20 protein-coding genes and 3 pseudogenes are annotated in these 17,604 nt (G+C 69.3%); 13 read left to right on the top strand and 10 right to left on the bottom strand.

All coding sequences use genetic code 11. From position 1 onward, the window contains the following. Window positions 1-342, top strand: a 342-nt coding sequence (locus tag CCN56_RS07435) for a hypothetical protein (RefSeq protein WP_086824754.1), incomplete at its 5' end; no start/stop codon positions are given. 472 nt (window positions 343-814) lie between these two features. Further along, window positions 815-1,204, top strand: coding sequence for an SsgA family sporulation/cell division regulator (locus CCN56_RS07430; RefSeq protein WP_256961840.1), 390 nt, complete (start codon window positions 815-817; stop codon window positions 1,202-1,204). 794 nt (window positions 1,205-1,998) lie between these two features. On the opposite strand, the gene CCN56_RS07420 is transcribed toward CCN56_RS07430, so the two are convergent. The 3 genes from CCN56_RS07420 to CCN56_RS07410 all read right to left on the bottom strand — a co-directional run bounded on the left by CCN56_RS07420 (window position 1,999) and on the right by CCN56_RS07410 (window position 5,227). Further along, window positions 1,999-3,618 (bottom strand): DUF6351 family protein, encoded by a 1,620-nt coding sequence (locus CCN56_RS07420; protein ID WP_086824751.1) that lies wholly within the window; start codon window positions 3,616-3,618, stop codon window positions 1,999-2,001. A 189-nt stretch (window positions 3,619-3,807) separates the two neighbouring features. Further along, window positions 3,808-4,554, bottom strand: coding sequence for a cytochrome b/b6 domain-containing protein (locus CCN56_RS07415; protein ID WP_086824762.1), 747 nt, complete (start codon window positions 4,552-4,554; stop codon window positions 3,808-3,810). Continuing rightward, window positions 4,502-5,227: a molybdopterin-dependent oxidoreductase gene (locus CCN56_RS07410; protein WP_256961839.1), complete on the bottom strand. Its 726-nt coding sequence runs from the start codon at window positions 5,225-5,227 to the stop codon at window positions 4,502-4,504. The genes CCN56_RS07415 and CCN56_RS07410 overlap by 53 nt, the downstream gene beginning before the upstream one ends. 405 nt (window positions 5,228-5,632) lie before the next feature. Here CCN56_RS07410 and abc-f point away from each other — a divergent pair, with 405 nt between their 5' ends. The 3 genes from abc-f (at window position 5,633) to CCN56_RS07390 (ending at window position 9,674) form a co-directional block, all read left to right on the top strand. Next, the gene (gene abc-f / locus CCN56_RS07400; RefSeq protein ID WP_086824749.1) at window positions 5,633-7,267 is read left to right on the top strand and encodes a ribosomal protection-like ABC-F family protein; all 1,635 of its coding nucleotides are present in this window, start codon (window positions 5,633-5,635) and stop codon (window positions 7,265-7,267) included. A 79-nt stretch (window positions 7,268-7,346) separates the two neighbouring features. After that, entirely contained in the window at window positions 7,347-9,005 is a 1,659-nt protein-coding gene (locus CCN56_RS07395) for an ABC-F family ATP-binding cassette domain-containing protein (RefSeq protein WP_086824747.1), read from the top strand. Between the two features lie 114 nt (window positions 9,006-9,119). Further along, a complete protein-coding gene (locus CCN56_RS07390; RefSeq protein WP_086824745.1) occupies window positions 9,120-9,674 on the top strand; it encodes an ABATE domain-containing protein in 555 nt (184 codons plus the stop codon). A 79-nt stretch (window positions 9,675-9,753) separates the two neighbouring features. Here CCN56_RS07390 and CCN56_RS07385 read toward each other — a convergent pair whose 3' ends face one another. Then, window positions 9,754-10,251: a sigma-70 family RNA polymerase sigma factor gene (locus CCN56_RS07385; RefSeq protein ID WP_086824743.1), complete on the bottom strand. Its 498-nt coding sequence runs from the start codon at window positions 10,249-10,251 to the stop codon at window positions 9,754-9,756. 297 nt (window positions 10,252-10,548) lie between these two features. Here CCN56_RS07385 and CCN56_RS07380 point away from each other — a divergent pair, with 297 nt between their 5' ends. Further along, window positions 10,549-11,091 (top strand): hypothetical protein, encoded by a 543-nt coding sequence (locus CCN56_RS07380; protein ID WP_179199727.1) that lies wholly within the window; start codon window positions 10,549-10,551, stop codon window positions 11,089-11,091. Between the two features lie 96 nt (window positions 11,092-11,187). On the opposite strand, the pseudogene CCN56_RS07375 reads toward CCN56_RS07380, so the two are convergent. The 4 genes and pseudogenes from CCN56_RS07375 to CCN56_RS07360 all read right to left on the bottom strand — a co-directional run. Then, window positions 11,188-11,728 (bottom strand): annotated as a pseudogene (locus CCN56_RS07375) (FAD-dependent oxidoreductase); the annotation flags it as partial. Window positions 11,729-12,034: 306 nt separating this feature from the next. After that, window positions 12,035-12,235 carry a hypothetical protein gene (locus CCN56_RS07370; protein ID WP_086824741.1) on the bottom strand — a complete coding sequence of 67 codons (201 nt, stop codon included), beginning with the start codon at window positions 12,233-12,235 and terminating at the stop codon, window positions 12,035-12,037. Window positions 12,236-12,332: 97 nt separating this feature from the next. Then, window positions 12,333-12,758 carry an Ohr family peroxiredoxin gene (locus tag CCN56_RS07365; protein ID WP_086824739.1) on the bottom strand — a complete coding sequence of 142 codons (426 nt, stop codon included), beginning with the start codon at window positions 12,756-12,758 and terminating at the stop codon, window positions 12,333-12,335. Window positions 12,759-12,863: 105 nt separating this feature from the next. Continuing rightward, window positions 12,864-13,283 carry a hypothetical protein gene (locus CCN56_RS07360; protein ID WP_256961838.1) on the bottom strand — a complete coding sequence of 140 codons (420 nt, stop codon included), beginning with the start codon at window positions 13,281-13,283 and terminating at the stop codon, window positions 12,864-12,866. Window positions 13,284-13,394: 111 nt separating this feature from the next. Between CCN56_RS07360 and CCN56_RS07355 the strand changes: the two genes are divergently transcribed. After that, window positions 13,395-13,586, top strand: a complete 192-nt coding sequence (locus CCN56_RS07355; RefSeq protein WP_086824736.1) for a hypothetical protein — start codon at window positions 13,395-13,397, stop codon at window positions 13,584-13,586. Here the strand turns inward: CCN56_RS07355 and CCN56_RS41685 are convergent. Further along, a pseudogene (locus tag CCN56_RS41685) lies at window positions 13,585-13,732 on the bottom strand (permease); the annotation flags it as partial. The gene CCN56_RS07355 and the pseudogene CCN56_RS41685 sit on opposite strands and share 2 nt — an antisense overlap. A gap of 371 nt (window positions 13,733-14,103) precedes the next feature. Continuing rightward, window positions 14,104-14,256 (bottom strand): annotated as a pseudogene (rpsR, locus tag CCN56_RS07340) (30S ribosomal protein S18); the annotation flags it as partial. 62 nt (window positions 14,257-14,318) lie between these two features. Here rpsR and CCN56_RS44310 point away from each other — a divergent pair. From CCN56_RS44310 to CCN56_RS07315, 6 genes are all read left to right on the top strand, one after another. Next, entirely contained in the window at window positions 14,319-14,642 is a 324-nt protein-coding gene (locus tag CCN56_RS44310; RefSeq protein WP_256961837.1) for a hypothetical protein, read from the top strand. Next, window positions 14,639-14,881 (top strand): hypothetical protein, encoded by a 243-nt coding sequence (locus CCN56_RS44305; RefSeq protein WP_256961836.1) that lies wholly within the window; start codon window positions 14,639-14,641, stop codon window positions 14,879-14,881. Before CCN56_RS44310 ends, CCN56_RS44305 begins: the two co-directional genes overlap by 4 nt. A 201-nt stretch (window positions 14,882-15,082) precedes the next feature. Then, window positions 15,083-15,628 carry a hypothetical protein gene (locus tag CCN56_RS07330; RefSeq protein ID WP_256961835.1) on the top strand — a complete coding sequence of 182 codons (546 nt, stop codon included), beginning with the start codon at window positions 15,083-15,085 and terminating at the stop codon, window positions 15,626-15,628. A 194-nt stretch (window positions 15,629-15,822) separates the two neighbouring features. Beyond that, a protein-coding gene (locus CCN56_RS07325) for an IS5 family transposase (RefSeq protein ID WP_373412838.1) occupies window positions 15,823-16,754 on the top strand; the annotation gives its coding sequence in 2 pieces (ribosomal slippage) (window positions 15,823-16,200 and window positions 16,203-16,754; 930 coding nt in all). 186 nt (window positions 16,755-16,940) lie between these two features. Further along, window positions 16,941-17,111 (top strand): 50S ribosomal protein L32, encoded by a 171-nt coding sequence (rpmF, locus tag CCN56_RS07320; RefSeq protein ID WP_086824730.1) that lies wholly within the window; start codon window positions 16,941-16,943, stop codon window positions 17,109-17,111. A 6-nt stretch (window positions 17,112-17,117) separates the two neighbouring features. Next, window positions 17,118-17,604: GTP-binding protein (locus CCN56_RS07315; RefSeq protein ID WP_143664449.1), on the top strand; the 487-nt coding region annotated here is incomplete at its 3' end.

Genomic DNA, 17,604 nt, shown 5'->3' with positions numbered 1-17,604 from the left:
GACGCCTGGCCCACGATCGACGCCGAGCACTTCCAGGTCCACGACCTCGGCGACACCTGGGCCGAGGTCACCGAAGGCACCGCAGCCGCCTGGGAACGCGCCCGCTACCAATGGGAACCCGACGGCGACACCGTCACCATCACCACCCTCGACTCCAAACTCTTCGGAGCCGGCGGAGGCTGGGTCTTCAAGACCACCCCCCACGCCGACGGCACCCGCGTCGACATCGAACTGACCCGACAGCCCACCACCACCAAGGGCAAGATGCTCGCCGCCCTCCTCCCTCTCGTCGCCCCTTCCTCGCTGCGCAAGTCCTTCGCCTGCCCCCTCAAGGCCAAGTGACCTCCCGCAGGTCGAGTCACCCAAGAGGCCGACGGCGCGAGCCGTCGGCCTCTTCGTCACGACCGAACGCTCACACGGCTCCTGTGTCAACACACGCCCGCAAGGGTGCCGCGTCCTCAACGGCGGCTTCGCGTCTGAGGTGACACACCGGCCCGGCCCTCGCACCGGTCACCCGACCACGTGAACGAACGCCGATGGAATGGGGCGGGCCGACTGACGGGCGGGCGGCAAATTGACTGACGGCGCGTCTTTCGCCGTCCGTATGACACACGCCAACACCGTCAACTGCCCTCCGTACGGCGGATCTTCGACCGTCAACTGACCGATGCACGGATTCGGCGCCCGGCGGAGAGTGGGAGACACAGTCCCCGCCCCACGGAGGGAATCTCCCGTCATGCACCGTGACCAGTCACCCTTGCGAGCGCGTTCCACGCCCGAGCTCTTGCCGCCGCTCTTCCTGAGCATCGATCAGTTGCCCGACGAATTCACCCGGCTGCCGATGCGGGCGAAGTTTCACTTCGACCCGGAGATGGCCGCGGTGATCACGGTCGAGTTCCTGGCGGAACGCGGTCCCGGTCTCATCTGGCACATCGGCCGTGAACTCCTGTACCGGGGCGTGACGTCCATGAGCGGGGCGGGCGACGTGCGGATGTGGCCGACTCTGGACCGAGAGCGGCCCTCGTCGTGGCTGCTCCTGGAGTCCGAGGAGGTGGAGGCGCTGTTCGAGGTGCCCGCCGCGCCGTTGACGGAGTGGCTGGACGCCACGTATCGGATCGTCGCAGCCGAGACGGAGATGGACGGCCTGAACTGGGACGCCTTCCTCATGGACCTGCTCGACGGGCCGGGTACGTCGGCCGGATGACCGACCGGGTGTCCCGTCCGAGCGGGCGGGACTCGCCCTCGCCCATGCGTCACCTGTCAGAGCGATGATGCACGGGGCTTGTCGTCGTCGGATCGATGAACTGGCCTCGGCACACACGTGTCTTGCGGACACCCGTCGACGAACCCTCCGCGGCAGGCCGCGTGTGCGGCGGACGAGGGGGGATGGCATGAAGACCAGCAACCCGGTCTTCTCCCGCTGGGGCGCCGCCCGTGGCGTCGGCCCGGCCGGCGCGTATCGGCGCGAGCCGGGTGGGGCCGCGGCCGGCGGCGCGCGAAGGGGGATCTTCCTCGGCGTGCTGTCCAGCACGCTCTCGACCTCCATCGCGCCGGGCCTGGTCGTCCAGGCGATGCCGGGCACCTTCGCGGTGCCCCGGGGTCACGCTCGTCGCGTACCGGACGCACTGGATCCGAGTCACCCAGCGGTTCGTCGGCCTCGCCGTCGTAGCCGCGACCGGCCTCCTACTGCTCCTGATCGCCGGCACGCACGCCCGCCCTGCCCTGCACGGCTCCCCTCCGCGCTCTCATCACACGCACCGCACGCACCGCATGCGGGCCACCATCCTCCTGCCGTTGCTCGCGCATCTGGAAGGGGCCATCGACTTCCGGGAAACAGGAAGGCCACAATCCGGAAACACGTTTCGACCCGCACCCCTGAGGGGTGCGGGTCGAAACGTGTTTCACGGGGCGTCGTAGCAGATGCCGACGACGAAGGACGGCCCGCCCGAGACCAGGGTCGGCCGCGTCTTTCGGGTCAGTGGGGCCGCGTCGGCCCGATCAGTGCCGAAACGGGGACACGCACCGGAAGCTCGAGGCCGCGTTCAGGTCCCCGTAGCCCTTGTAGCGGGACACCTGCGGGTAGCGGCACAGGTTGCGTGCGACCCGCTCGCCATCGGCGTCGATCAGCGTGGCGGGCAGCGTCTTGGGCGCCTTGCCGTGCTCGACCCAGGCGGTCAGGGCGGCGAGGCCGTCGGCCGAGCCGTCCTGGCCGTTCAGGCCGCAGTGATTGGTGTTCGGGGCGATGAAGAGACGGTAGAAGTCGTCGACCTTCCGGGCGCCGCCCATCTTCCGCTCGACCTGCTTGCGGTACTTCACGGTGCCTTGGGTCGGAATGTACTCGTCGGCGTCGCCGTGCCAGGTCAGCAGCTTGCCGCCGGAGGCACGGAAGCCGGACAGGTCGGGGTCGTCCGTGCCGATGATGTCGTCGTACTCGGCACGGGACTGCTGGAACAGTTCGGTGAACTGGCTGTAGGTGATCGTCGAGACGTCGAAGGACGGGTCCTTCTTCACCCAGCTGGAGACCCAGTGGGCAGGCACGGGGAAGGGCACGCCCTCGAGGGTGCCGTTGGTGCCGGGCATGGTGGCCGCCAGACCCTTGAGGTCGGCCCCGACGGGGACGCCGGGCCACAGCTTCTTCCCGGTCGTGGTGCGCGGGCCGTCCCAGATCTTGCGGACCACGGCCGCGTCGGCGGCGGTGATGACCAGTTCCTTGCCTTCGCACACGACCTTGGTGCCGATCAGCCGGCGCGGGTCGAAGTCGCAGCGGGAGGCGTCGTTCACCAGGCCGTCCTCGGCTCCGTCGAGTGGGTCACAGGCCTTGACGGCGGCCTTGGTGAAGGCCTCCAGCTCACAACCGGTCGGGTAGGTCTTCTCGTTGTTCATGACGACCTGCGGCCACAGCGTGGCGACCTCGTACTCGTCCCAGCTGATCGCGGGCGCGTCGGCGAGGATGCCGTCGTAGTCGTCGGGATAGCGCTGGGCTTCCATGTAGCCCTGGCGTCCGCCGGTGGAGCAGCCGGTGAAGTAGGCGTACGAGGCGTGCTCGCCGTACATCGCGGCGACGACGTCCTTGCCGACGACGGCTGCCTCGTGCTGGGAGCGGGAGGCGAAGTTCTCCAGGAGCGCCTTGTTGATCCGGCCCTCGCCGTTCAGGGCCCAGCCGATGTCGAGGACGTCGCCTACGCCCGCATCCGTGGTGGTGACGGCGTAGCCGTTCTTGACCGCGGTGCCGAGCCCGACGCCGTTGTCGCTCGCGCGGTAGGCGGCGCCTCCGATCGCCTGGAAGCGGCCGTTCCAGCCCTGCTCGGGCAGCCAGGTCGTCACCTTGGCGTGGTCGCCGTCGCCCGGGTGGGCGAGGGTGACGGTCACCTCGCAGAAGGCCGGAACGCCGGTGACCTCGCCCTGGAGGATCCCGGTGCCCTTGATGGTGCCGCCGTCCTGGCGGACCGCCGTCACGGACTCCACCTCGGTGCCTTCCGGTGCCTTCACCGGCACGGTGCCGCAGTCGAGCGGCGTGGACGCGGCAGAGGTCTGGGCTCCCGCCGAAGCGGTCGGCAGGTACACGGCCGTGGCAAGCGGCACACCGGCCGCGAGGGCGATCAGAAATCGTCGTCTCATGGGTTCCATCCAAGAAGTAGGTGTGTACTCGGTCGCGTGGCGACACATGTGTACGGAGGAGGATGCGCTTCAATTTCGTTGCGCCGCCGTCCTGTTACTACTCTGCGGGCGCGTCGGGCCCCGGGAAACAGTCAGTTGACGGTTCACCTCCACGGCCCTTCGCCCCTTGCGCATGCGGGATGTGTTAGGTCATTCGACGGGGCCCGGGGCAGCCCGGTCCACGGCTCGGTGCAGCGCCGCCGGCAGTTCCCCGCCGCCTCCGCCGGCCGCGCTCTCCTCACGTTCCTCCCTCAGCCACTGGGAGTGGTGCTCCTCGGCCCAGGACCGGCTGACGTACCCGGTACGCATCCCGAGCCGCGACTCCGGGTCCCCCAGGGCCCTGCGCATGTGCCCGATGACGACGAAGGCGATCGCCCAGGCCACAAGGTCGTGGACGAAGATCGCGCTGGTGCGGGAGACGAAGGGCAACAACCCCATGAACCACATCAGCAGTCCGGTGAACAGCATCACCAGGACGGCACCCGCGATCCAGCCCGCGTAGAGCTTCTGCCCCGCGTTGAACTTGCCTGCCGGCCGCGCCTCCAGCGAGGTCCGACGCCTGCGGACGGCCGCCAGCCACTGCCGATCGTACGGCGCGGACCGGTTCAGCCTGCGCAGATCCGCGCGGAACCCGGCCGAGAACAGCCCCAGCAGGAAGGGCAGCGGCAGCGAGATGCCTGACCATTCGTGGAGGAAGACCATCAGGTGCCGTCGCCCGACGAGCTGGGCGAGCGGTCCGAGGTAGAGACAAGCGGCGGTGACCAGGCACACCAGCATCAGGTATCCGGTGGCGCGGTGGACCATGCGTTCGGCGGTGCTGAAGCGGCGGACACGGCCGGAGGGATCAGGCTGTGTCACTGTGCCGGTCCGCGCCGTCGAGCCAGCCGTCGATCGCATAACCGCGTTCCTCCCAGAAGCCGGGAACGACCTGGTCGGTGACCGAGATGCCCGAGAGCCACTTGGCCGATTTGTAGAAATACATGGGCGCCACGTAGAGACGGACCGGCCCGCCGTGCTCATGGGTAAGGGGTTCGTCCTGCATGTTCAGCGCCACCAGAACGTCGGATCGGCGGGCCTGCTCCAGGGTGAGGCTCTCGGTGTAGGCCCCGTCGAAACAGGTGAAGCGGACCGCCGCACCCGAGGAGCGCACCCCCGAGGCGTCCAGGATGTCCGCCAGCTTCACTCCCTCGAAGGGCGTGTCGTCCACGCGCCATCCGTCCGTGCACAGCACGTCGGCGACGACCCGGGTCTGCGGCATCGCCCGCAGGTCGGCGAGGGTGTAGGTCTTCGGCTTGTCCACCAGACCGTCGACCGTGAGCGCATAGTCGGTCTCGTCCTTGCGCGGCACCGATCCGACGATGCTGTAGTACCGGAAGCCGCCCGGATTGGGCAGCAATCCGGTGAGTCCGGTCGAGTCGGCCTGGGAGGCGGCGCCGAGGAACCTCTCCCAGCCGCGCTGGAGAGGGGGTGCGAGGGCCAGGGACGCGGCGCCCGCGCCGAGCATGCCCAGCATCGCCCGCCGCCCCATCGGCGCTCCTCCCCCGGCCTCCGGCTTCGGTTTTCGTGCCATGGTCGCTGTGCTCCTTAACGTGATGACGTTCCCGGAGAGGTGTGTCGCAGCCGACAGGTCGACACGTGTGAACGTTGCCGGATTCTCGACAGCGTCACCGGTTCAACCGGTGACGATCGTGGCATGTGCCCCACCGACTGTCAACGGCACCCGACACCCACACGCGTTGACAGCCGTGTTACGGCAGGACGAACTGCTAGGCTGGTGCGTGACATAGATCGTTTATCGAGGAGTCAGCAGACGTGGTGGGTGACGACGACATCTCCGGGTGAGATCCGGATCTGACGGCCACCGGTCGGCGCCGAGGAGCGCTGCCGAGGTGGTTCGTTTCGTCGTACCCCTTTTCCCCATGTCTGCCCAGGGCAGAGAACCATGCTCCGCCCTCAGTACCTCCGAGGTCTCTTCATGTCCGACGCCGCCGTCATCTGCTCGAACCTCTCCTTCGCCTGGCCCGACGACACCCCGGTCTTCCACGACCTGTCCTTCAGCGTGACCCCTGGTCGTACGGGCCTCGTCGCCCCCAACGGCTCCGGCAAATCCACCCTGCTCAAGCTGATCGCCGGCGAACTCAAGCCCGCCACCGGCTCGGTGCACGTCGATGGCACGCTCGGCTACCTCCCGCAGAGCCTGCCCCTGACCGCGCACCTCACCGTCGCCGAGGTGCTCGGCATCGCCGACGTGATCCGCGCCCTGGACGCCGTCGAGTCCGGCGACGTCGACGAGCGGCACTTCACCACCATCGGCGACGACTGGGACATCGAGGAGCGCACCCGCGCCCAGCTCGACCGCCTGGGCCTGGCCGACCTCGCCCTGGACCGCAGTCTGAGCACGCTCAGCGGCGGCCAGGTCGTCTCCCTCGGCCTCGCCGCACAGCTGCTCAAGCGCCCCGACGTCCTGCTGCTCGACGAACCCACCAACAACCTCGACCTGGAGGCCCGGCGCAAGCTCTACGACGTCCTTTCGGACTTCAACGGCTGCCTGCTCCTGGTCAGCCACGACCGCGCCCTGCTCGACCGCATGGAACGCATCGCCGAGCTCGGCAGCGACGAACTGCGCCTGTACGGGGGCAACTTCACCGAGTACGAGGAAGCCGTCCGCGCCGAACAGGAGGTCGCCGAGAAGAACGTCCGCAACGCCGCACAAGAACTCAAGCGGGAGAAGCGGGAGCTCCAGCAGGCTCGTGAACGCGCCGACCGCCGGGCGAGCAACGCCGCCAAGAACCTCAAGAACGCCGGTCTGCCCCGTATCTTCGCCGGCACCATGAAGCGCGGCGCACAGGAATCCGCGGGCCGGGCCGGGCAGATGCACGCCTCCCGGGTGAGCGAGGCCAAGGCCCGCCTCGACGAGGCCGGGCGCGCGCTGCGCGAGGAACAGCGCCTCACCCTGGAACTTCCCGACACCCGGGTGCCCGCCGGCCGCAACCTGTTCCTCGGCGAGGGCATGCAGGTACGACTCGGCGGCGAGGACGTCTTCGCCGCGGGCGGCATCGACCTGACCGTCCGGGGCCCGGAGCGCATCGCGCTGACCGGCCCCAACGGCGCCGGGAAGACCACCCTGATGCGGATGATCACCGGCGAACTCACCCCCGACGGCGGGGAGATCAAGCGCGGCGACGGCCGGATCGCCTATCTGTCGCAGCGCCTGGACCTGCTCGACCTGGACCTCACGGTGGCGGAGAACTTCGCCGAGTTCGCCCCCGAACGGCCGGAGGCGGAACGGATGAACCTGCTCGCCCGCTTCCTCTTCCGGGGCCCGCGGGCGCACCTGCCGGTCGGGGTGCTGTCCGGCGGCGAACGGCTGCGCGCGACCCTGGCCTGTGTACTGTGCGCCGAACCGGCGCCCCACCTGCTGCTGCTCGACGAGCCGACCAACAACCTCGACCTGGTCAGCGCGGGCCAGCTGGAGAGCGCGCTCAACTCGTACCAGGGCGCCTTCATGGTGATCAGTCACGACGAGCGGTTCCTCGCCGAGATCGGGGTCGACCGCTGGCTGCGGCTGGCGGACGGAGCACTCAAGGAGACGGGAGCCCCCGTGGTGTGAGCGGTCGATGCGTGACATGGCCCGCGCCCGAGGCCGTACGCCCGGCGGGCCGACCACCGCTCACATCGGACGGACACCCATGCCCCAGCCTGCTCTGCTCGCCCGCGACCTCGTCCGCGACCTCGGCGGCCGCCGAGTCCTCGACGGCCTCTCCCTGACCGCCGCCCCCAGCCATCGCATCGGCCTGATCGGAGAGAACGGCGTCGGCAAGTCCACCCTGCTGCGGGTGCTCGCCGGCGTCGACGAACCCGACTCAGGACGTGTCACGCGCCCCGGCGACCTCGGCTTCCTCCACCAGGAGATGCCGTTCGACGCCGGCTCGACCATCGCCTCGGTACTCGACGAGGCGCTCCGCGAAGCCCGTGAGGACCTCACGGAGCTGGACCGGCTCGGCGAGGAACTCGCCCGAGTCCCGGAGGGCGGCCCCGGCCATCAGGAGCTCCTGGAGACGTACGGCAGACGCCTGGAGCAGGCCCAGGACCGGGAGTCCTGGGACGCCGACCGCCGTGCCGCCCTGGTCCTCGACGGCCTGGGCCTCGGCCGGGTCGGGCACGACCGGCCGCTCGCGTCGCTCTCCGGTGGGCAGCGCGGCCGACTGGCCCTGGCCGCGCTGCTCGTACGGCGGCCGTCGGCGCTGCTCCTCGACGAGCCGACCAACCACCTCGACGACGGCGCCGCCGCCTTCCTCGAGGAGCAGGTCCGCGGCCTCCCCGGAGCCGTGGTGGTGGCCAGCCACGACCGGGCGTTCCTCGACGCCGTCTGCACCGACCTGATCGACCTCGACCCGGCGGTGGACGGGCCGGTCCACTATGGCGGCGACTACAGCTCCTACCTGTCCCAGAAGAACGCCGAGCGCGAGCGCTGGGAGCGGCGGTACGCCGAGGAGCAGCAGGAGCTGGACGAGCTGCGCGAGGCGGCGGGCGTGACCGCACACCGGGTCGCCCCCGACCGCGGCCGCACCGACAACGAGAAGATGGGCTACGGCCACCGGGCCGGCCGCGTCCAGAACTCGATCTCGCGCCGGGTGCGCAACGCCACCCGGCGGCTCGAGGAGCTGGAGCGCACGCGGGTCGCCGAACCGCCGCGCCCTCTGCGGTTCGTCGCCGGGGAGCTGGCGGCGCGGGCGGAGGAGAGCCCGCAGCCGCTGGTGGCCCTGCGCGGTGTGCGGGTGCCCGGGCGGCTCACGCTGGACGACCTGGAGGTGGCGGCGACCGACCGGCTGCTGGTCACGGGCGGCAACGGGGCGGGCAAGTCGACGCTGCTCACCGTGCTCGCCGGGCGACTCGCGGCCGAGGGAGAGGTACGGAGGCGGCGCGGCCTGACCGTGGGGCTGCTCACCCAGGACACCGGCTTCGAGCGGCCCGAGCGCACCGTCCGCGACACCTACGAGCTTTCGCTGGGTCCGGCGCGGGCGGAGCGGGTGCCGCTCGTCTCGCTCGGCCTGCTGCACGAAGCGGACCTGGACAAGCCGGTCGGCCGACTGTCCGTGGGGCAGCGTCGCCGTCTCGCGCTGGCGCTGCTCGTGGCCCGCCCACCGCAACTGCTGCTGCTCGACGAGCCGACCAACCATCTCTCCCCCCGCCTGTGCGACGAACTGGGGGAGGCACTGGGCGGAGGGCCGGGTGCGATCGTGGTCGCCAGCCACGACCGCTGGCTGCGGCGGCGCTGGCAGGGCCGTGAGGTGCGGCTGGAACCGGGACACGACCGACGACGGGAGGCGGCCCCGACCCGGTCCTGATGCTGACATCCGCGAGGTGGGCTCCGGCTCTCCGCCGCGCCCCTGACCAGCAGCACCGTCCGGACCGGTGACGAATCCTTGCGTTCCCGCCGAATCACCTGTCAAGATGGTGACGTGAATCTTGATCATGTCTTCGTCTGCGGACACCCGGCGCTCGACTTCGCGGCCACCCTCCGAGCCCGGCGCTCGACCCGGTTCGAGATGTTCGTGACCCCGGATCGGCTGAACGCCTGGTACCTGGAGTCCGGGCTCGTGGATACGATCACGCCCGGTACCGAGGACGATGTCCGGGAGGCGGTCACGGTGCGCGAGGCCCTGTACCAGCTCGTCACCGACCGTCGCCTCGGTGAGGAGTTCGACCGCGAAGCACTCGCCGTGCTCAACGGTGCCGCGCGCAAGATCCCTGTGACGCCGCAGCTCACCCTGGCGGGCCGGCACACCGACGCGACCCCGGAGCAGGCCCTGGCCACCGTCGCCCGGCAGGCCGTCGAGCTGCTCAGCGGCCCGGACGTCCCCCTACTGAAGGAGTGCGGCAACCCCGAGTGCACGCGCGTCTACATCGACCGCTCCCGGGGCATGCGGCGCCAGTGGTGCGGCATGGAGTCCTGCGGCAACAAGTCCAAGGCGGCCGCGTACCGAGCCCGCAAGAAGACCGCGGCAGCGCACTGACACCGGGCGGGGACGTTCCGACAGCTCCGACCTCGTCGCCTTGGAGAGGTACGTCAGGCCGCGCCGCGGTGGTGACCTCTCAGGCCTCCTCGGGCTCCACGATCGCGCGCAGCCTGCGCAGGGCGTGGTGATGACGGCTCTTGACGGTGCCCGTCGGCACTCCGAGGATGCCGGCGGTCTCCTTGATGCTGCGGTCGCACAGATATATGTGGACCAGGACGGCACGGTGCTCGGGAGACAGCCCACGCAGCAGCGGTCTGACCACCAGGGCGTCGTGCACCGCCTCGACACCGTCGATGTTCGAGACGGGATCGCTGTAGGTGACCCCGACGACCTCTCTCCGCGCGTGGGGCTTGCGCACCCAGTCGATGACCAGGTGCCGGGTGACCGTGAAGAGCCAGCCCCGGACGGACCCCTCCGTCCCGAGCAAGCGGTCACTGTTCCGCCAGGCCCGGATGATGGTCTCCTGCACGATGTCCTCGGCGAGCCCGTGGTCACCCAGCATCTTCTCGGCGTACGAGACGAGACCGTCCCGGTGTTCCCTCATGATCGTGCGGAGCAGATCCGACCGGGACATAGCCGTGAGGGGCGCAGCCATTGCGTTCTGGACCATCCTGGTTCTCTCGATCCAGCCGACAGCACACATCCCACGGAAGACACTTGCGAGTCAGTGTAGAGATACATGTGAGACGCGCATCGCGCCGCAACCCACGCCTGACCGCCGGTGGAACATGTGCGTCGGACGGTTTCCGGTGTTTATCGTGAAAGGTGGGCATGCCGGGCGTACGGTCTGGCGTCGACGCTTGTCTGCGCAGGGCGCCTGGGCGATGAGTACCATGCGCAGCACCGTTCATATCGAGGGAGTGAAAGCGTTGTGACCAACCAGTCGACCGCCACCCGGTTGGTGGACCAAGCCACCTCGGACCTGGAAGAGAACCGCCGTCTGCAGCAGGAGCTGGCCAAGCGGATCGCGGTGTTGAAGCAGGAGGAGGCCCTCCTGACGGACATCCTGGCTCTCGCCCAGAAGTACGAGGGCTTCTCCGACCCGTCCCGGCTGCCCGAACAGCAGCAGGATGAGCCGGTGGTCACCAAGGGAAGGCGAGCGTCCGCCGGTGCGGCCGCGCGACGCGCGACTCCGGCCAGGACCGCTCCGGCGGGTGGCACGTCCGCATCGGGTGCGAAGGGCACATCGCGCCGGCCACTGCTCGGCGACCTTCTGCTGGAGCTGCTCGGCAAGTACGACGAGCCGCGCCTGGCGAAGGAGCTGCGGGACGAACTCCTCACGAAGCACCCGGACCGCAACCCGACCCCGCAGGTGGTACGGAACACTCTCGAGGCCCTGGTCGCCAAGGGGCGCGTCCAGCGCCACAAGCAGCAGCGTTCCGTCATGTACACCGTCATCGATCCGGCCGGCTGAGACTTCCGCTCGCCCGAAGGACCGCGTCCGTCCGGCGTGCCGGTCGGACGACGTCTGCGTCATGCCGCCGAACAGCAGCGGCACTTCACGGATCCCGCCGCTCACTGCGCCCGCGATGCGGGCCTGGTACTTGCCCTGGTGGGTGAAGAGTGCCCGGCGGTTGACGTCGCCGACGGCGTACAGCCACTCCCCCCGGCACGGCGGCGGCCGTCAGGCTGTCGTCGGTGTCCATCCAGTGGCCCGGCGCCAGTCCCACGGTCTCGAGCCCGACGTCCTCCGTACGCGGAGCACGGCCGGTGGCGGACAGGATCTCGTCCACGACGGCTTCATCGCCGTCCGACGGGGCGATCCGGACCTCCCCGTCGGGTGCTCGCGCCGCGGTGAGGACCGAGACGTCGAAGCACACGTCCGCACCGGCTCCGCGCAATCGCTCGGTGACCAGTTCTCCCGCGAAGGGCTCCATGCGGGGCAACAGCCCTCTCCCACGGGCCGGCAGGGTCACCCGGCTGCCCGACGCCTGCCGGGCCGCGGCCGTCTCGACACCGACCACACCGGCGCCGACGACCGCCAGGCGCCCGGGCGGCTGCTCGGCGCTGGTCGCCTCCCGGCTGGTCCGGGGCCTCAGGTGCTCGATGCCGGCCGCGACGTTCTCGCCGACCGGTCCGGCGCCGATCGCCATGACGTCGTAGGTGCGGATGTTCTCGGTGGTCACAGGTCCTCCGGTCGTACGGCGGGGTCAGCGGTACGGGCGTGTGGCCGACGGGTGTGCGACGGTCCTGGCTCGGTGGGGGAGGTCGGCCGTGCCGGGACCAGGGCTCAGCGGCCGGGTGCGCGCTCGGTGACCTCCTGAACGACGACTTCGAGCTTCATGTCCACGGCAGTGCTCTCGCTTTCGCTGGTTCGAACATCTGATTCGGCATTCGGTTCTCGTACTGTTCGCTGTTCAGAGGAAGCTGGGGGCGGACGGGCCGTACCCGCCGAGCATCGCGTTCTGCGCCCAGCCCCACACCTGCGTGTCGGTGGGCCATGCGCGCCCCTCGGCGCTTGCCGTGCTCCGGGACGACCGCTCACCGGCAACCGCGGAGGTACGGCCGGGGGTGCGGCGACGGTGGCCGTCCGTGAGTGTGTGCGTGATGGAGGCCATGTGCCTGCCCTCGCTCTCCGGTGGGTGGGACGGGTGTGCACGAGAGTGCGGGTCCCTCGAGGGGGACCACGGGACCCGCGGTCTCGGGAGGGGGAGGTCAGGCGGCGCCGGCGTTGATGATCACGGGGACGTTGTCGCGCATGGCCTTGGAGTACGGGCAGATCTGGTGGGCGGCCTGCGCGAGCATCTGCGCGGTCTGCTGGTCCACGCCGCCGAGGACGGGGCTGAGGACCGCGGAGAGGGAGAACGTGTCGTCGTCGCCGTGGGTGAGGGTGATCTCGGCGGTGATGGAGGTGCTGGTCAGCCGGATCTTGCGCAGGGTCGCGGCGCGGCGCAGCGCGCCGAGGAAGCAGGCGGCCCATCCTGCGGCCAGGAGCTGCTCGGGGTTGGTCGCGGTGCCGGCACCGCCGAGTTCCTTGGGGAGACCGAGGCTGGTCTCCAGCAGACCGTCGGAGGAGCGGACGCGACCGCCGTTCCGTCCCTCTCCGTCGACGTCGACAACGGCGGTGTAGGTGACTGCCATGGCTGATGCTCCCCATCCGGGTCAAAGGGTCCTGGGACACCTCCCGGCCGGACTCTCCAAGAGTCACCGGTCGAGGTGGTGACGAAATCATGGCAGCGCCGAGCGTCACCAGTCAAGCCGGTGATGCTCGGATTTCACCGGCTGACCCACGATCACCAAGGCCGGGATCGCCATCTCCTTGAGCGCGGCACGGTCGTCGATGACGTCAGGGGTGAGGTGTTCGTCCAGGCCCGAGATGTACGTGGCACGAATGGCGTCACGGAACGGCGCGTACCGCTCCCCGTCGGACCAGAAGTCGGCGAAGTGCGAGGGCGGCACACCCCTGGCGACCGCTTCGGCCTGCTCGTCACCGGAGATGTCCGACATCGCCGCGAACGCCTCCACCATGCGGCCTGCCTCCATTCCGTGTTCCGGGTCGGCGACGAGAGCGCCTTCGTGCAGCACGACGCCCGCAAGCCGTTCGGAGCAGTACGGGCCGCGACAGGCGACCACGAGATGACCGGCGCAGCCAGACAGATGTGCCACCTCGACAAGTCGTCACCACCTTGACAGGTGACGCATACCCGTGCACGCTGACCGTACTCGCCAGAGGCGACCCGCAGGACACGATCCACGGCAACGAAGTGGAGCACGCTCATGAACAACGAGATCGCAACGGACGCCGCCGCCGCGGCACGGCACGCGCGCTTCGGCAAGCTCCCCGAGCGGATCCGCTTCGAGGACATGACCACCGAAGCGGAAGTCGATCCGGGCTCGGGCGGTGCCGCTTACAACCCCGAGAACTCATGGAAGTTCTACTCGTGCGTGGCCCTCGACCTGGGCCTTTAGAGACGAGCACCACCGGATTGAAGGCGGACGCGGCGAGCAGGAACGTCAAGGCCACCGCGGGAGCCGCACCCCGGGGCATCAGGCTGCCCGCGACCGGCACCGAGGCGCACTCACATACCGGCGGCACCGGCCGCCGGAACAGCGAGCACCGCGACCACCGCGGTCCCGACCAGGGTCTCGCTCACCGTGCCGGTCCTCGCCCGGCACTGCCGCCCCGCGCCGACCTCGCCGCCGTGCGGGCCGGGGGACGTGGTGGTGGTGCCGTCGCCGTACTCGCCGAGCCCTCGACCACGCCGCACCCCTCGCTCTTCGTCCGCCGTGACACGACGGAAACCGCCCAGCCCGCCCGGAAGTCGCCCGGTCCGACTGCCGCCGAGCACCCCTGGGGGCTCGCCGGGCTGCCCAGACCGTCGACGCGTGCGACCGACCGCGGAGCCGTCGACAGCCAGGGCGGCCGGCCCACCCCGGCTTCGACAGCGAGAGCCACGACGCCGCAACGACATCGCGTGGACGATGGTCAGCGACCGGTGTACGGCAGAAGGGCCGTCTCCCGGGCGTTCTTGACGGCGGTGGCGAGGGCGCGCTGCCGCTGGGCGGTCACGCGGGTGACGCGGCGGCTGCGGATCCTGCCGCGGTCGGAGGTGAACTTGCGCAGCAGGTCGGTGTCCTTCTAGGACTTGTCCGGCCGATCATGTACGGAGCCAGATGACGAGGGTTCCCACGTCCCTTGCTGTGTCCGACGCCATCACCCACTACCGCCAGCTGCGCGAGCTGACCGTCGACGAGCTGGCCTACGTGCTCTTGATGCTCGACCACCCGATTTCTGCCGACGTCCTCGCTGAGATGGAGCGATGTGTTCACCCCGTGACCGTTGACGATCTTGTGGCGATCGCTTACGTGCTCGAGACGACTCCCGCAGTGATGCTGTCGCACGCCCCCATCGACATGCCGGAACCTGATGGGCCCCTCGCCGCCGGGCTGCCGAATGACGTCGACCAGGCTGAGCTGCGTGCTGGCTGGAGGGGAAGACCACGCTCGACCGCGAGGCGCGGGTGAACTGGTGGAAGGAGCGGGTCGCCCGTCTCCGGGTCCGGGCTGCGCATCATGAGGAGCAGCTGCAAGGTGCGCACACGGAGCTGCGTGAGCTCGGCGACCTGACGCTGCAGGAAGCGGATGCCTTGCCCGTCCAGTGTCTGCAGTACCGAATCCGGGACGGCGAGCACGCGCTCAATCAGGCAGAGGTCGCACTGGCGTTGACGGCGCAGCGGCTCGACAACTTCCCCGAAGACGTCTGACGACTGAGTTTCGACCACTCAAGGGTGCCTATGAAGGCTGACTCTGACAGATATTCTGCTGTTTGCGTGGTACCTCTGATACAGCAACCAGCAGTACTGGCAGTGCTGCTGCCGGCGCCCCAGCCACCGCAGAGCTGACGCCGGCCGACCATCCAGAACGAACGAAGGCAGAACACTGTGAACTCCGCAAGGACCACATATGTGACGCGGGCCGGGATAGCCGCATCCATCGCGGCTCTGGCCCCGGGCGCACTGATGCTCACGGGCTGCGGCGCGAGTAGTGACGCTCCTTCCTCGAAGGGCCCCAGCAGCAGCCAGGCCTCCAGCTTCGACGGTGCCTACATCTCCATCACCGATGGGGCCCGCGGGGAGATTGCAGCCATCGACGGTCGCGAGATCACGTACATCGACGTCCCTGGTGGCGACCTGCGGTGCAAGCTGACCACGATGGCCCTCGACGACATCAAACACCGCGCGATCGTCAAAGACGGTAGAACCGACAAAGGGCAGTACCAGGTCCTGTCGACCGGCACAATCAACGACGGCCGGACCAGCGTGCTCTGGAACGATGTCAACGGCTCTGATTCGACGGGCACCGACCCGGGATCAGGCGCGCTTTCGATCTCGAGTGATATGATCACGCTCGGATACACCTTCGCCTACTCGATCGATCAGGTCCAGCTCATCCCTGTCGACAGCGGCCAGGCAAAGGCATTGATGGCAAAGGACTGCGACCAGCACAGCTGAAGGTCATTCCGCCCAGTCGGCACAGAATCCTGTCGACATCGCATCCATGCCATTCTGCTTTCTCCCTGACGCATACTCCCGGAGCTGCTGTGCCGGTACTGCTTCGGCTGCTGGCTCGGTGAGGACCGTCGAGGAGGCTTGAACTTGGCCGGCCGATCATGTGACTACTCCGCCGTTGTGTCGTTGATGTGGACATGGGGCGGGGAGATCTGACGGATGCCGAGTGGGAACGGCTGCGGCCGTTCCTGCCGGTCAGCAACAGGCGTTGTGGCAGGTGGCGGGATCACCGGCAGGTGATCGACGGGATTCTGCACCGGGTGCGGACCGGCGTTCAGTGGCGTGACCTGCCCGAACGGTTCGGCCCGTGGAAGACCGTCTATGAACGCCATCGCCTGTGGTCGGCCGACGGAACCTGGGAACGCCTGCTCCAGCAAGTCCAGGCCGAGGCCGACGCGGCCGGGGAGATCGACTGGGACATCTCGATCGACTCCACCATCGTGCGGGCACATCAGCACGCCGCCGGCGCCCGCACAGAACCACCGCCGACTCCCGCCTCAAAGGGGGACGCAGCGGCAGAACACCAGGGCGAAACACCGTGGCAGAGCCTCGCCGCCCGCCTGGTGGAGGCGGTGCAGGAGGTGAAGGCCTGGGCCGCTCGCGCGGCGGGTTCACCACCAAGCTCCACCTGAGCGCGGACGGCCGCTGCCGCCCGCTGTCCCTGATCGTCACGCCAGGGCAGCGGGCGGACTGCACCCAGTTCAAGCCCGTGCTGGAGAAGATCCGAGTCCCGCGCATCGGGCCGGGCAGGCCACGCAAGAAGCCTGACAGCCTCGCCGCCGACAAGGCCTACAGCAACGGCCCATGCCGCGAGTATCTGCGGCGCCGGAGCATCCGGCACACGATTCCGGAGAAGACCGACAGTCAGGCCGCCCGCCTGCGGAAAGGGTCACGCGGCGGACGGCCACCCGGCTTCGACGAAGAGCGGTACAAGGAACGCAACACCGTCGAGCGGGCGATCAACCGGCTCAAGCACGCCAGAGCAGTAGCCACCCGCTACGACAAGCGCGGCTACGTCTTCCTCGGGACCGCGACTGCCGCAACCCTCGTCATCTGGCTCCGTACATGATCGGCCGGACAAGTCCTAGTCGATGTACGTGATGCCGGCCCGGTCGCCGACGCCGAACTTGCACCGGGCCGCGCGAGCCGGGCCAAGGGGGCCGACCCCCTCCTCAGCCACAAGAAGCAAGATTGATAATGGCATCCATTTTCATATAGCCTCTGCGCGTCAGGAACCGGACCAAGGAGTCTCACGATGGCCGTCCCCAAGCGGAAGATGTCCCGCAGCAACACCCGCCACCGCCGCGCCCAGTGGAAGGCGACCACGCCCCAGCTGGTGCCGATCACCGTGGACGGCGTCGTCCACCAGGTCCCGCAGCGCCTGGTGAAGGCGTACGAGCGCGGCCTCATCCAGCCGGAGGGCTGAGCGCTCATGACGCCCACCGACCGGCTTCCCGTAACCGTGCTGTCCGGGTTTCTCGGGGCGGGGAAGACCACCCTGCTCAATCACGTCCTCGGCAATCGCGAAGGGCTGCGGGTAGCGGTCATCGTCAACGACATGAGCGAGGTCAACATCGACGCCGCACTCGTGCGCGGCGGCGAGGCCGCACTGTCCCGCACCGAGGAACGGCTGGTCGAGATGACCAACGGGTGCATCTGCTGCACCCTGCGCGACGACCTGCTGGAGGAGGTCGACCGGCTCGCCCGCGAGGGCCGCTTCGACTACCTCCTCATCGAGTCCAGCGGCATCTCCGAACCCATGCCGGTCGCCGCCACGTTCTCCTTCCCCCGCGACGACGGGGCCACCCTCGGCGATCTGGCCCGCCTGGACACGATGGTGACCGTCGTGGACGCCGCCGGCTTCCTGCCCGAGCTGGACGGCGGCGACGAACTCGTCGCGCGTGGCCTCGACCAGTACG

This window comes from Streptomyces sp. NRRL B-24572 (assembly GCF_002156145.1).
Classification (GTDB): domain Bacteria; phylum Actinomycetota; class Actinomycetes; order Streptomycetales; family Streptomycetaceae; genus Streptomyces; species Streptomyces vietnamensis.
Note: the sequence above shows the minus strand (reverse complement) of the source record. Positions and strands in the feature narration are given on the sequence as shown.

Excerpts from the sequence above, each read along its gene's own strand:
- CCN56_RS07420 (WP_086824751.1), bottom strand. The coding sequence starts at position 3,618 with ATGAGACGACGATTTCTGATCGCCCTCGCGGCCGGTGTGCCGCTTGCC.
- CCN56_RS07415 (WP_086824762.1), bottom strand. The coding sequence starts at position 4,554 with ATGCGATCGACGGCTGGCTCGACGGCGCGGACCGGCACAGTGACACAG.
- CCN56_RS07410 (WP_256961839.1), bottom strand. The coding sequence starts at position 5,227 with ATGGCACGAAAACCGAAGCCGGAGGCCGGGGGAGGAGCGCCGATGGGG.
- abc-f (WP_086824749.1), top strand. The coding sequence starts at position 5,633 with ATGTCCGACGCCGCCGTCATCTGCTCGAACCTCTCCTTCGCCTGGCCC.
- CCN56_RS07395 (WP_086824747.1), top strand. The coding sequence starts at position 7,347 with ATGCCCCAGCCTGCTCTGCTCGCCCGCGACCTCGTCCGCGACCTCGGC.
- CCN56_RS07385 (WP_086824743.1), bottom strand. The coding sequence starts at position 10,251 with ATGTCCCGGTCGGATCTGCTCCGCACGATCATGAGGGAACACCGGGAC.
- CCN56_RS07370 (WP_086824741.1), bottom strand. The coding sequence starts at position 12,235 with ATGGCCTCCATCACGCACACACTCACGGACGGCCACCGTCGCCGCACC.
- CCN56_RS07365 (WP_086824739.1), bottom strand. The coding sequence starts at position 12,758 with ATGGCAGTCACCTACACCGCCGTTGTCGACGTCGACGGAGAGGGACGG.
- CCN56_RS07355 (WP_086824736.1), top strand. The coding sequence starts at position 13,395 with ATGAACAACGAGATCGCAACGGACGCCGCCGCCGCGGCACGGCACGCG.
- rpmF (WP_086824730.1), top strand. The coding sequence starts at position 16,941 with ATGGCCGTCCCCAAGCGGAAGATGTCCCGCAGCAACACCCGCCACCGC.